9 protein-coding genes are annotated in these 12,220 nt (G+C 71.7%); 2 read left to right on the top strand and 7 right to left on the bottom strand.

Going from position 1 to position 12,220, the window contains the following annotated elements; translation table 11 throughout:
• Positions 1-12: 12 nt before the first annotated feature.
• The 4 genes from ACWFRJ_RS26740 to ACWFRJ_RS26725 all read right to left on the bottom strand — a co-directional run bounded on the left by ACWFRJ_RS26740 (position 13) and on the right by ACWFRJ_RS26725 (position 4,122).
• The gene (locus ACWFRJ_RS26740) at positions 13-891 is read right to left on the bottom strand and encodes an AraC family transcriptional regulator (RefSeq protein ID WP_453535955.1); all 879 of its coding nucleotides are present in this window, start codon (positions 889-891) and stop codon (positions 13-15) included.
• On the bottom strand, positions 884-1,717 hold the full coding sequence (locus tag ACWFRJ_RS26735) for an alpha/beta fold hydrolase (RefSeq protein WP_453535952.1): 834 nt from the start codon (positions 1,715-1,717) through the stop codon (positions 884-886). Before ACWFRJ_RS26735 ends, ACWFRJ_RS26740 begins: the two co-directional genes overlap by 8 nt.
• 143 nt (positions 1,718-1,860) lie before the next feature.
• Positions 1,861-2,532, bottom strand: coding sequence for a hypothetical protein (locus ACWFRJ_RS26730; protein ID WP_453535949.1), 672 nt, complete (start codon positions 2,530-2,532; stop codon positions 1,861-1,863).
• Positions 2,533-2,676: 144 nt separating this feature from the next.
• Positions 2,677-4,122, bottom strand: coding sequence for an MFS transporter (locus tag ACWFRJ_RS26725; protein ID WP_453535946.1), 1,446 nt, complete (start codon positions 4,120-4,122; stop codon positions 2,677-2,679).
• A 527-nt stretch (positions 4,123-4,649) separates the two neighbouring features.
• Here ACWFRJ_RS26725 and ACWFRJ_RS26720 point away from each other — a divergent pair.
• Positions 4,650-5,507 carry a helix-turn-helix domain-containing protein gene (locus tag ACWFRJ_RS26720; RefSeq protein ID WP_453535943.1) on the top strand — a complete coding sequence of 286 codons (858 nt, stop codon included), beginning with the start codon at positions 4,650-4,652 and terminating at the stop codon, positions 5,505-5,507.
• A 15-nt stretch (positions 5,508-5,522) separates the two neighbouring features.
• Here ACWFRJ_RS26720 and ACWFRJ_RS26715 read toward each other — a convergent pair whose 3' ends face one another.
• From ACWFRJ_RS26715 to ACWFRJ_RS26705, 3 genes are all read right to left on the bottom strand, one after another.
• Positions 5,523-7,151 carry an alpha/beta hydrolase gene (locus ACWFRJ_RS26715; RefSeq protein WP_453536692.1) on the bottom strand — a complete coding sequence of 543 codons (1,629 nt, stop codon included), beginning with the start codon at positions 7,149-7,151 and terminating at the stop codon, positions 5,523-5,525.
• A gap of 143 nt (positions 7,152-7,294) precedes the next feature.
• Complete coding sequence (locus ACWFRJ_RS26710) at positions 7,295-9,199, bottom strand: AMP-dependent synthetase/ligase (protein WP_453535940.1); 1,905 nt, start codon at positions 9,197-9,199, stop codon at positions 7,295-7,297.
• Positions 9,200-9,321: 122 nt separating this feature from the next.
• Positions 9,322-10,599, bottom strand: a complete 1,278-nt coding sequence (locus ACWFRJ_RS26705; protein ID WP_453535937.1) for an acetyl-CoA C-acetyltransferase — start codon at positions 10,597-10,599, stop codon at positions 9,322-9,324.
• A gap of 72 nt (positions 10,600-10,671) precedes the next feature.
• Here ACWFRJ_RS26705 and ACWFRJ_RS26700 point away from each other — a divergent pair, with 72 nt between their 5' ends.
• Positions 10,672-11,994: a 3-oxoacyl-ACP reductase gene (locus tag ACWFRJ_RS26700; RefSeq protein WP_453535934.1), complete on the top strand. Its 1,323-nt coding sequence runs from the start codon at positions 10,672-10,674 to the stop codon at positions 11,992-11,994.
• Positions 11,995-12,220: the final 226 nt, after the last annotated feature.

Here is a 12,220-nt window from a genome sequence, read left to right as displayed (position 1 = left end):
TCCGCCGCCCCCTCAGGAGGCCGCCATCCGCTCCACCGGGATCCACAATTCCGCGTCCGCGTGCGTCCCGTCATCGGAGAGACGGGTCCGCAGGATCTCGGGGCCCGGCCTGCTCTCGTACGGATTCGACGGGAACCACTGCGTGAAAACGTCCCGCCACAGGTACTGAAGCGTCAGCGGGAACGGCCCCGCGCTCACGAACACGGCCCAGGCCCCGGCGTCGACCGGGAGCGCGGTCATGTCATCAGGCACGTCTGCGCGGGTCGTCACCACCCCTTGGTAGTAGTCGAGTTCAGTCCCCTCGGCACGGCTCTCGTCCAGATCATGGCTCACCGAGACGAGCCCTTCCGGCTCCTGCCCATGCTCCGACAGGCTCTCGATGCGCCGCAGCGTCTCCCGCCCGATCCCCCGGATGAACTCGGCGATGTGCGGGTTCGCGCCCTCGTGGACGAGCGGGACGCGCGCCTTCCTGCCGACGACACGGAACGCGCCCTTCTCGACGATCTTGTACGTCATGCTGCTGCTCCCCTCGACGACGAGGCGGAAGGACATCCGTGGCTGGGACCGGAGCGTCACCCCGCCCCGCCTGGCCTCGCCGGGCCCGACCCCGTGCATGCCACGGAACGCCCGCGCGAACGCCTCGCCGGACGAGTAGCCGTAGCGCACGGCGATATCGAGCAGCGTCCGCTCGCCGCCGAGCACCTCCGCCCCCGCGACGGTCAGCCGCCTGCGCCGGATGTACTCCGACAGCGGGATCCCCGCCAACCCGGAGAACAGCCGCCGGAAGTGGTACTCAGACGTCACCGCCGTCCGCGCCAGCTCAGCCACATCGATCCGCTGATCGAGATGCCCCTCGATGTGCTCCATGGCCTGGTTCAACCGCTCAAGCACTGAACTCGACGATCTGCGGAGCGATCTTCTTCGGGGCCATGACCACGGCACCGTGATGGAGGCCGGGCAGGGTGCGGTGGTCGGCCTGCGGCAGGATCTCGGTGAGGGCGACAGCGGCGCGCCGGAACGCGGCCGGGCTCTTGGCGCCGGTGAGGACGCGGGTGGGCACGGCCACCCCCTTCCACTCCTCGGCGTCGAGCGGCTTGCCCTGCTGGGTGTCGCCCATGACCGCGATGTCGTAGGGGAGAGTGCGGGCCAGCGCGGTGAGGTTCGCCCACATCTTCGGCATGAGCTTCATGAAGAACACGGCGATACCGGGCATGCCCTGTACCCGGGTCATGAAGTACTTGACGGCGTCGCTGCGTCGGCCGTCCGCGAGCAGCGCGGTGACGTGCTGTGCGAGATCCGTGGGCGGCCCGTCGTCGCCCTCGGCTACGACGAACGGCGGCTCGTACAGGGCGAGGCGGTCCACGTTCACTCCGGCGGCTGCCGCGCGCAGGGCGAGGACCGCTCCGGAGGACGAGCCGAACAGCGAGGCCGAACCGCCGACGTGCTCGATCAGGGCGGCTATGTCCTCGACCTCGCGCTCGGGGGCGTAGGCGTCGGCGTCACCGCTGGCACCCCGGCCGCGCCGGTCGTAGTTGATGACGGTGAAGTGCGGGGCGAGGAGAGCCGCGAGTTTGGCCGTGTCGGAGCGGTCGGCAAGCGCCGAGGCGACCAGGACGACGGCCGGCCCGCTGCCCGACTCCTCGAACGCGATCTCGGTGCCATCGGCGGAGACGACGCGGGCCTCGGGTCTGGGCGACAGCTCTCGGGCTGTGGACATGTGGGTCTCTCCGGTTCGCGTAGGGCCCGCACTGGTGTGGTGTGGTGTGGTGCGGTGCGGTGTGGCTGTTGCTACGGGTGAGACCCCCCGGAGGCAGAGAACTCATCGGCGCCGGGGGCGCGGGAAGTTGCTGGGGTCGGCCCTCAGCCCCGAGGCTCCCCGTACCACCGCCACGACGTGAGCCGTGCCCGCCCCGACCCCGGCAACTCCCCGCGCCCGGTGGCCCAGAGCAGCGTGGGCCAGGGTTCCTCGTCCGACTCCGGCGGGGCGTCCGGGAAGAGGCGGTAGAGGACGCGGGCGCACACGTCGGCGGGCGGGGTCCACTCCAGCCCAAGGCCCTCGGCCAAGTCGTACGTGTGGACCAGCGTCTCCACGATCCCCATCGCCGCGAAGCCCTCCGGGTCCGAGGCGCCGAAGGTGTGGTGGGCTCGGATGGTCGGCGATGTCGTACGCACCATGGCGATCAGCAGCGCGCCGCTCGCCTCCAGGACCTGGAGCAGCCCGGCGGGGCCCGCCGTTCGGTCCGCGTGGATGGCGTTCGAGGGGCCGCCGGGCCTGCGCGGCTCCCAGACGAAAGGCACGTCGCCGCTCATCGGCGGTTGACGCGGGCCGAGTTGGGCGGCGTACGCGAAGAGGTCGTCGCTGAGGTGCTCCACCGTCTCCCAACAGTCCCACTCCAGCGTTCCCGCCTTGCCTTCCCAGGCCGTGGGCGGCGCCTCGCGGAGGGCGGCGAGGGCGAGTTGGACCGAGCGGTCGAGGTCGTCGGCGGTGACGGGGCCGGGCGTTGCGGGGTCTTGTTCGGCTTGTCGGCGCATGCGGGGAACGTTAGCGGCGCGACGGCCGCGACCCCAACGGAAATCCGGCCGGGGGTTGAGGGTGGGGGCGCTGCAGAAAAGTCCCGCACAAAAGGGGCATTACGCCCCCCTAGGTGGGACTTTTCTGCAATCGGGGCCCACACCTCAGGCGCGGGCGGCGGCGTCTCTCGGGAGCAGCCAGGCCGCCAGTGCCGTCGTCGCGCACAGGAGCAGGCCCACCGTGAGGAGCGCCGTCCGCATCCCGGGGAGCGAGAAGCCCGTACCGCCGCCGTCTGTCGCCAGGAGCGCGCCGAACAGCGCCACCGCCATCGCGCCGCCCGTCTGCCGCAGCGCGTTGAGCAGGCCGGAGGCCGTGCCCGCGCGGTGGGCGGGGACGGCGTCCATCAGGAGGGCGGTCAGCGCGGGGACCGCGAACGCGCCGCCCATGCCGGTGGGGATGAGCAGGACGAGCACAAGCCAGAGCGGGGTGTTCGCGGCGAGGGGCAGGAGTACGAACATGGCGAGGGCGAGTACCGCCTGGCCCGCCACGATGACCCGGCGGCGGCCGATCCGCTCCGCCATGCGGGGCGAGACGAGGTTCGTCGACGTGATGATGACGGCCAGGGGCACGAACATCAGGCCTGCCGCGATCGCGGACATCCCGCGCAGCTGCTGGAAGTAGAGGCCGAGCAGGAAGACGATGCCGTAGAAGCCCGCGTTGACGGCGAAGCCGATGGCCAGGGAGACGCTCACCTTGCGCTCGCGCAGGAGGGGGAGCGGGACCATGGGGGCGCTGTGCCGCTTCTCCGCGACGTAGAAGCCGAGGCCCGCCACGACGGCGAGGGCGGCGGCGCCGAGCACCGGCGCGCTCGTCCAGCCCAGGTGTCCTCCCTCGATGACGGCGAACGCGAGGCCCGCGAGGGTGAGTACGGCGGTGGCCTGGCCCGCGATGTCGATGGGCGCGGGGCGGCGTGGGGAGGGAGCGGTGCGGGCGAGGAGGGCGAGGATCACGGCGCCTATGGGCAGGTTGAGGAGGAAGACGGCACGCCAGCCCGCCCCCTCGGTGAGTACGCCGCCGAGTACCGGACCGGCGGCCATGGCGACGGAGCCGCCCACCGTCCACATCGCGATGGCGCGCGCCCTGCGGCGCGGGTCGTCGTACGCCTGCCGGATCAGCGCCAGCGAGGCGGGCATGACGATGGCCGCGGCCCCGCCCTGCGCCACGCGGGCGGCGATGAGCGTGCCGATGCCGGGGGCCAGGGCGCAGGCGAGCGAGGCGAGGGTGAAGAGTCCGACGCCCCAGGCGTAGGCGCGCCGCGCTCCCGCCCGGTCGGCGAGGGCTCCGGCGGAGAGCATGAGGGCGGCGAACATCAGCGTGTACGCGTCCACTACCCACTGCAGGCCCGCCATGCCGCCGTGCAGGGAGGTGCGGATGGCGGGCAGCGCGATGTTCACGGCGGACACGTCGACGGTGATGACGGTGAACCCGAGGAGCGAGGCGAGGAGAGCGAGGGTGGGGGTGGGGGCAGGGGCGCGGGTGGGGGGTGCGGTGCTGAGGGAGGCGGGGGCGGCGGGGGGAGTGGCGGCGGGGGCGACGACCGAGGACGGCATGGGCGGTGGCTCCTGTGGGCGATCGGACGGGTGGGCAGGTGGCCGGTGGGCCGGTCGATCGATGGGCCGGTGGCCGGTGGGCCGGTCGATCGATGGGCCGATGGGCCGGTAGGGCGGTGGGGCGTTCGCTCGGTTGCTCGGCCGGTGAGTCGGTGGGGCGTTCGCTTGGCCGGTGGGCCGGTGGGCCGGTCGCTCGGCCGGTGGGCCGGTGGGCCGGTCGCTTGGTCGCTCGGCCAGTGGGCCGGTGAGCCGGTCGCTTGGTTGCTCGGCCGGTGAGTCGGTGGGGCGTTCGCTCGGCCGGTGGGCGGTGGGTCAGGCGGCCAGTGGGGCAGTCGGCGGCGGGTGGTGGTGGGCAGTGGACCGGCAGGCGGGAAGGTGGGCGTCCCCAGGTGAGAAGGGTCCGTGCCCCCCGCCGGGAGGCCCTCGCAGAACCAGAATCCGGCAATGCCCGCCTCCCTGGCAGACCGCAGCGTTCCAGGCCCTGACACGGCCCCCCACGGGAGCCCGGCGCCGGGGACAATGGAGAGATGGCAGCACCAGAGGGAACAGAGCTGGGCCGTTATCTCCGTGCCAGGCGCGCGCAGATCAGCCCCACCGACGCGGGCCTCCCGGTAGGGACCGGCCTGCGCCGCACCCCCGGCCTGCGCCGCGAGGAACTCGCCACCCTCGCCGGAGTCAGCGTCGACTACTACACGCGCATGGAGCGGGGCCGCGAGACGAACCCCTCCCCCTCGGTCATCGACGCCCTGGCCCGCGCCCTGCGTCTCTACGGCGACGCCCACGAGCGCCTGCACGAGCTGGCCGAGCTGGCATCCGGCCGCCTCACGGAGCCGCACCCCACCGCCGGGGACACGGTCCGCCCGAGCGTGCAGCACATGCTGGACAACCTGAGCCCGCTGCCCGCGTACGTGGTCAGCCGCTACAGCTACATGCTGGCCGCGAACCCCGCCGGGCGCCGCCTCATGCCGGGCCTGTGGGACTGGCCCGCCGAGCAGCGCAACGTCACGCGCTATGTGTTCCTGCACCCCGTGGGGCGCGTGCTCTACCAGCCCTGGGAGGACACCGTCGCCAAGTCCGTCGCGCACCTGCGCGCGGTCGCCGGCGCCGACGTGGACTCGCCCCGCCTTGCCGCACTGGTCGGCGAACTCCTCCTCAAGTCACCGGACTTCGCCCGGCTCTGGGAGCGCTACGAAGTCAGCGAGCGCGGCGGGGGCATCAAGTCCTTCGACCATCCGAAGGTCGGCGCGATGACGTTGACGTACGAGGTGATGAAGCTGGCGCGGACGGACGGCCAGCGGCTCGTGGTCTACCAGGCCGAGCCGGGCAGCGCGGACGAGGACGCGATGCTGCGCCTCGGCCCGGCGGCTCGCACCGGCCGCCACTAGCCGTCGGTCCAGCCGTCAGTCCTCCTCCGCCGTCCCGCACGAACTCCCGTCCTTCGGCATCTCCCCGTACAGCAGGAACCCGTCCACCTTGTCCCGCACGCACTTCGACCCGGAGTAACCGGTGTGCCCGTCGCCCCTGTTGTCCAGGACGACGGCAGAAGAGCCGAGCCGCTTGGCGGTCTCCTCGGTCCAGCGGTACGGCGTGGCCGGGTCGCCCCGCGTGCCGACGAGCAGGAAGTCGGGGCTCTTCACGTCCCGTACGTCCTCGCGGATGTAGTCCGTACCGGCGGGCCGCCCGAAGCAGAAGAGCACCGGCATCAGCATCGACTTCCCGAAGATCGCGGACGTCGACTCGAACTCCTCCTGGAGCTTGGCGACTTCCTTCTCGATGCTGTCCTCGTCGGGCCGGTCCGGGTCGTCCTGGCAGTTCACGGCCATGAGCGCGGCGGCCATGTTGTCGGCGGGAATGTCCCCGGGCGAGAGGGGAGCCTGAGGGACGTGCGGGGCCTGCGGGACCTGCGGGATCTTCGGGACCTGCGGAGCCTGCTCGGCCAAGGCCCCGCCCATCCGCAGCAAGGCCCTCGGGTCCCCGTCCGCGAGCAGCGCGCCGAGCGCCTGCGAAAGGGCGGGCCACGACTGCCTGCTGTAGAGCGCCTGGCCGAGTACGTCCACGACGTCCTGGCCGGTGAACTCCGCGCCGTCGGAGGACTGGAGCGGATACGAGTCGAGCCCCTTGATCAGCTCGGCCATGCTTTCACGCGCCGCGCGCGAGTCCGCCCCAAGGACACAACCCGCGTTGCGCGTGCACCACTTGGTGAAGTTGTCGAGGGCGGTCTGCCGCCCCTCCGCGCTGACCAGGGCCTGCTCGGCGACGTCCTCGGTCAGCGTGTCCACGCCGTCGAGGACCATCCGTCCGACCTTCTTCGGGAACTGGGCGGTGTACACGGCGCCGAGCCGCGTTCCGTACGAGAAGCCCAGGTAGTTGAGCTTCTTGTCGCCGAGCGCCTGCCGCATGACGTCCATGTCGCGCGAGACGTCGACGGTCCCGATGTGCGGAAGGATCGGCCCGGACTTCTTCTCGCACGCCTCGGATATCTTGCGCATCCGGTCGAGTACGGCGCCGGGGTCGTCGGAGTCCTCGTCCATCCCCTGCTCGTCGGCACCGGCGTCACCGCAGCTGACGGGCGAACTCTCCCCCACGCCACGGGGGTCGAAGGAGACCACGTCGTACCCCTTGCCGAGGTACTCGAACTCCTTCTGCGCGCTGAGCAGCCCGGAGACACCAGCGCCGCCCGGCCCGCCGAAGTTCAGCAGGAGCGAACCCCGGGGCTTGCCGCTGGACTTGATGCGGACCATGGCCACCTTGACCGTGTCGCCCTTCGGCTTCCTGTAGTCGAGGGGAACAGTGATCTTGCCGCACTGGATGCTCTTGTCCTTGGGGACGGGAGTCGCGTCGGACTCGGATTCGAGGAGGCCTGCCCCGTCTCCTTCGCAGGCGCTCCACTTGATCTTCTGCGTGTAGAAGCGCGAAAGATCGGGCGACCGATCGGGCGAAAGGTCGGGCGAGAGGTCGGGCGACGGCGAAAGAGACGCGGAAGGGGAAGCCGCCGCGCTCGCGCCCGGCAGCCATATCCCTGTCCCCATGACGGCCAGCGTGGTCACACCGGCGAGCGCACCAGCTCTGCGCACGGCAACCTCCCAGGATTCCCAGGGTCGGGTCTGCCCCTCGATCACCCTAAGCGCGGGGCAGCAGCCCCGCCCGTTCAGGTGACCGTGGGTGACAGCCGCTACCTACCGTGTCCGTAGAGGCCCTCGATCTCCTCCGCGAAGTCCCGCTCGATGGCGTCCCGCTTCAGCTTCAGGGACGGGGTCAGATGGCCGCTCTCCTCCGTGAATTCCACCGGAAGGACCGCGAACCGGCGGATGGACTCGGCCCGCGACACGAGCTTGTTGGCCTCGTCGACGGCGCGCTGCAGGGTCTCGCGCAGTTCGGCGTCGTCCACCAGGCCGGGGCCCGTGTGCACCTTCTTCTTCATACGGCACCAGTGCGCGATGCCGTCCGTCTCCAGCGTGAGCAGCGCGGTGATGTACGAGCGGCCGTCGCCGACGACCATGCACTGGCCCACCAGCGGGTGGGCGCGCAGCCAGTCCTCCAGCGGGGCGGGCGCCACGTTCTTGCCGCCGCTGGTGATGAGGATGTCCTTCTTGCGGCCGGTGATGGACAGATATCCGTCGGCGTCGAGTGCGCCGATGTCCCCGGTCGCGAACCACTCCCCCTGCGCGGGCACCACACTCCGTGCCTGCCCGTCCCAGTACCCGCCGAAGACCTGTCCCCCGGCGAGCAGCACCTCGCCGTCGTCCGCGATCCGCACCCGCGAACCGGGCAGCGGCCAGCCCACCGTGCCGAGCCGGGGCTTCAGCGGCGGGGTCACGGTGGCCGCGGCCGTGGTCTCGGTGAGGCCGTACCCCTCGAAGATCTCGATGCCCGCCCCGGCGTAGAACGCGGAGAGGCGGCGTCCGAGCGGCGAGCCGCCGCAGATCGCGTACCGCACCTTGCCGCCCAGGGCGGCGCGGATCCGCCGGTAGACGAGCGGGTCGTACAGCGCGCGGGCCATCCGCAGCCCGAACGTCGGTCCTGGGCCCGTGCCGTGCTGCCGCGCCTCGACCGCCTCGCCGTAGCGGACGGCGATACGGGCCGCGCGGTCGAAGGACGAGGCTCGCCCCATCTTCTCGGCGGTGGCGCGCCCCGTGTTGAAGACCTTCTCCAGGACGTACGGGATGGCGAGCAGGAAGGTGGGTCTGAAGCCCGCCAGGTCGCCGAGCAGATCCTCGGTCTGGATGCTGGGCGCGTGCCCGAGCCGCACCCGCGCACGCAGGCACCCGATGGCGACCATGCGCCCGAAGACATGGGACAGGGGCAGGAAGAGCAGGGTGGAGGCGGGCTCCTTGCTGATGGACTTGAAGACGGGGTGGAGGAGTTCGATCGCGTTGTCGACCTCGGCGAAGAAGTTGCCGTGGGTCAGGACGCAGCCCTTGGGGCGGCCGGTGGTGCCGGAGGTGTAGATGAGCGTGGCGACGGAACCCGGCCGCAACTCCGCCCGCCTCCCCTCCACTTCGGCGTCGGAGACATCGCTGCGCCGTCCCAGCTCGGCGAGCCGCCGTACGTCCCCCTTCTCGAAGGACCACAGGTGCTCCAGGTCGGGCATCCGGTCCCGCTCGGGCCCGAGCGACGCGGCGAGCGCGACGGTCTCGACGGCGAGCGCGACGGCGCCGGAGTCCTGGAGTATCCAGCGGGTCTGGTAGGCGGACGAGGTCGGATAGACGGGCACGGTGACGAGCCCGGCCGCCCAGCCCGCGAAGTCGAGCAGCGTCCATTCGTACGTCGTACGCGCCATGATCGCGAGCCGGTCCCCCGGGGCGAGTCCTTCGGCGATCAACCCCTTGGCGACGGCGAGGACTTCCTCGGCGAACTCAGCGGCCGACACGTCCCGCCACCGCCCTTCGGCGTCCTTGCGGGAGAGCACGGCTTCGGCGGGGGCATCGCGGGCGTTGTCGAAGGGGATGTCGGCGAGGGACCCACTGCGGACGGCGGCGGCGAAGGGCGGCACGGAGACTTCGCGTACGGCGCCGTCGAGGTGACGCAGGTGGGGTTCCACGAGGGCGGGGCGAGGGGTGGAGGAGGAGGGTGACATAGGGGCGGCTCCTTGTCGGTGGGGGCAGAGATTCAGCCCGTCGAGGGGGTCCCCCTGCTCGTCAAGAGCTTGGGGGAGATTGAGGACGGACTCGGCGAAGCCGGTGCTCAACGGTGCGCTGGTCACCCCCGCTCCAGAATCGCCGTCACCCCCTGCCCGCCCGCCGCGCAGATCGAGATCAGACCACGTCCGGGAGTGCCGCGTTCGGCGAGCAGCTCGGCCAGGGTGGCGACGATACGCGCGCCGGTGGCGGCGAAGGGATGCCCCGTGGCGAGGGAAGATCCGGCGACGTTGAGGCGATCCCGGTCCACGGCCCCGAGCCCCCGCTTCTCCCAGGCGGCGAGCGTGGCCAGTACCTGCGAGGCGAACGCCTCATGGATCTCGACGAAGTCGAAGTCCGCGAGCCCGAGCCCCACCCGCTCCAGCATCCTCGGCACGGCGTACGCGGGCGCCATGAGCAGCCCGTCCTCGCCGCCGACGACGTCACCCCCGATGAAGTCGACGGCGGCGGTCTCGTACGCGGTCAGGTAGGCGAGCGGTTCGAGCCCGCGCGCCCCGGCCCACTCCTCGCTGGCGAGCAGCGCGACGGCGGCGCCGTCCGTCAGCGGGGTGGAGTTCCCCGCGGTCATGGTGGGGTTGGGCCCCTTCGCCCCGAAGACGGGCTTCAGCTTCGCCAGCTTCTCGACGCTCGACCCGGGTCGCAGATTCTGATCCCGCTCAAGCCCGCGGAAGGGTACGACGAGCCCGTCCAGCAGCCCCCTGTCGTACGCGGCGGAGAGCCGCTGGTGGCTGACCGCGGCCAGTTCGTCCTGGGCCTCGCGCGTGACGCCCCACGCCTGTGCGGTCACGGCGGCGTGCTCGCCCATCGAAAGCCCGGTACGGGGCTCGGCGTTGCGCGGGATGTCGGGCACGAGGTGCGAGGGCCGTACGCGGGCGAGCGCCTTGACCCGCCCTCCTGCCGTCCTGGCGCGGCGCGCGGCGAGGAGGATCTTCCGCAGGGAGTCGTTGACGCCGAGCGGGGCGTCGCTCGCGGTGTCGGCGCCGCCCGCGACCGCCGACTCCGTCTGCCCCAGCGTGATCTTGTTGGCGGCTGCGATGACGGCTTGAAGGCCGGTGCCGCAGGCCTGCTGGATGTCGTACGCGGGTGTGGTGGCCGCGAGTCGCGAGCCGAGGACGGTCTCGCGGGCGAGATTGAAGTCCCGGCTGTGTTTGAGTACGGCGCCTGCGACGAACTCCCCCACGGCGCCCGGCTCCTCGAGCCGGTAGCGCTCCACGAGCCCGTCGAGCGCGGCGGTCAGCATCTCCTGGTTGGACGCGGTCGCGTACGGGCCGTCGGAGCGTGCGAACGGGATGCGGCTGCCGCCGATGACCGCCACGCGGCGGGTGGTGGGCAGTTTCATGTCTCGACCAACTCCTGACCCTTGAGTAACCTTACTCCGAAGTAAATTTACGACCGAGCTGGGAGTTGGACAATGGCCGACCGCTATCTGAACTTCACGGGCACCGCGCCCGGCCGCTTCCTCACCCGAAGGCTCGGCCTCCCCCAGCCGTCGCCCCTGCGACGCTGGACTCCGGAACACCCGCACCTTGAGGGCGAGTTGCTGCACCTGACGGCAGGAGAGTCGACTCACGAGGCGGAGGTGGCGTCGATCTTGAAGCGAACGAACCTGAAGCTCACGACCGATCCCTCCTCCTCCCGCCCGGCGGCGGTGATACTGGACGCGACGGGCATAAGCGACACCCCCGCCCTGTCCGACGTGCACGCGGCGCTGCACCCCGTGGTGCGCTCGGTGGCGGAGAACGGCCGCGTGGTGGTGCTCGGCGCACCGCTCTCGCCGTCGGACCACCACCAGGCGGCGGCGCAGCAGGCTCTGGAGGGCTTCGTACGCTCCCTCGGCAAGGAACTGGGGCGTGGCCGTACGGCGACGCTGGTCCGCATGCGCTCGGCGGGGGCCGCGGAGTCGACGCTGCGGTTCCTTCTCTCACCGAGGTCGGCGTATGTCAGCGGACAGGTGATCGAGGTGGGTGAGGTGGAGCCGGACATCCCCGGCGACTGGGACCGGCCCTTGTCCGGCCGTACGGCACTGGTCACCGGGGCGGCGCGCGGGATCGGCGAGGCGGTGGCGGAGGTCCTCGCGCGGGACGGCGCGCAGGTGGTCGTGCTCGATGTGCCGTCCGCGCAGGCGGATCTGGTGCGGGTCGCGGACCGGCTCGGCGGTACGGCACTCCCGCTGGACATCACGGCGGACGACGCCGGGGAGCGCATGGCGTCGGCGCTCGCCCCCGGCGGCCTGGACATCCTCGTCCACAACGCGGGGATCACGCGGGACCGCAAGCTGGCCAACATGCCCGCGGACCGCTGGAACCCGGTCATGGACGTCAACCTGACGAGCGTGCTGCGCACGACGGACGCGCTGCTCGGGTCCGGGACGCTGAACCGGGGCGGGAGCATCGTGGCCACCGCGTCGATCGCCGGGATCGCGGGGAACGTGGGCCAGACGAACTACGCCGCCAGCAAGGCGGGGATCATCGGCCTGGTGCGTTCGCTCGCGCCGGGGGCGCTTGCGGAGTACGGGGTGACGGTGAACGCGGTGGCCCCCGGCTTCATCGAGACGAAGATGACGGCGGCGGTGCCTCTCTTCATCCGCGAGGCGGGTCGCAGGATGAACTCTCTGGCGCAGGGGGGTCTGCCGGTGGACGTGGCCGAGACCACGGCGTGGCTCTCCTCGGCGGCGTCCGGCGGGGTGAACGGGCAGGTCGTACGAGTCTGTGGCCAAAGCCTGCTCGGGTCGTAGCCCTCGTCAGCACCGGCCTCTGCTTACCCCGCGCCTCCCCCGCACCGAACAGCCCCCACTCACCCGCAGTCGGCATCGAGACGCGAGGGGACGTGTCGGGATTTCCGCCCGGAGCACGGTACTCAGCGCTCCCCAGCCGAAGCAGACACACGCCCACCAGCGGATGGCGAGGACGGACATACCGGCGCGGCCCCGCCCCCACAGACGGCCCCACCCCGAAAGGACC

The sequence above is a fragment of the Streptomyces sp. NPDC055239 genome (genome assembly GCF_053606205.1).
The sequence above is the reverse complement of the archived record's forward strand: the minus strand, read 5'-3'. Positions and strand labels throughout refer to the sequence as shown.

Excerpts from the sequence above, each read along its gene's own strand:
- ACWFRJ_RS26700 (WP_453535934.1), top strand. The coding sequence starts at position 10,672 with ATGGCCGACCGCTATCTGAACTTCACGGGCACCGCGCCCGGCCGCTTC.
- ACWFRJ_RS26735 (WP_453535952.1), bottom strand. The coding sequence starts at position 1,717 with ATGTCCACAGCCCGAGAGCTGTCGCCCAGACCCGAGGCCCGCGTCGTC.
- ACWFRJ_RS26730 (WP_453535949.1), bottom strand. The coding sequence starts at position 2,532 with ATGCGCCGACAAGCCGAACAAGACCCCGCAACGCCCGGCCCCGTCACC.
- ACWFRJ_RS26710 (WP_453535940.1), bottom strand. The coding sequence starts at position 9,199 with ATGTCACCCTCCTCCTCCACCCCTCGCCCCGCCCTCGTGGAACCCCAC.
- ACWFRJ_RS26715 (WP_453536692.1), bottom strand. The coding sequence starts at position 7,151 with ATGGGGACAGGGATATGGCTGCCGGGCGCGAGCGCGGCGGCTTCCCCT.
- ACWFRJ_RS26705 (WP_453535937.1), bottom strand. The coding sequence starts at position 10,599 with ATGAAACTGCCCACCACCCGCCGCGTGGCGGTCATCGGCGGCAGCCGC.
- ACWFRJ_RS26725 (WP_453535946.1), bottom strand. The coding sequence starts at position 4,122 with ATGCCGTCCTCGGTCGTCGCCCCCGCCGCCACTCCCCCCGCCGCCCCC.
- ACWFRJ_RS26720 (WP_453535943.1), top strand. The coding sequence starts at position 4,650 with ATGGCAGCACCAGAGGGAACAGAGCTGGGCCGTTATCTCCGTGCCAGG.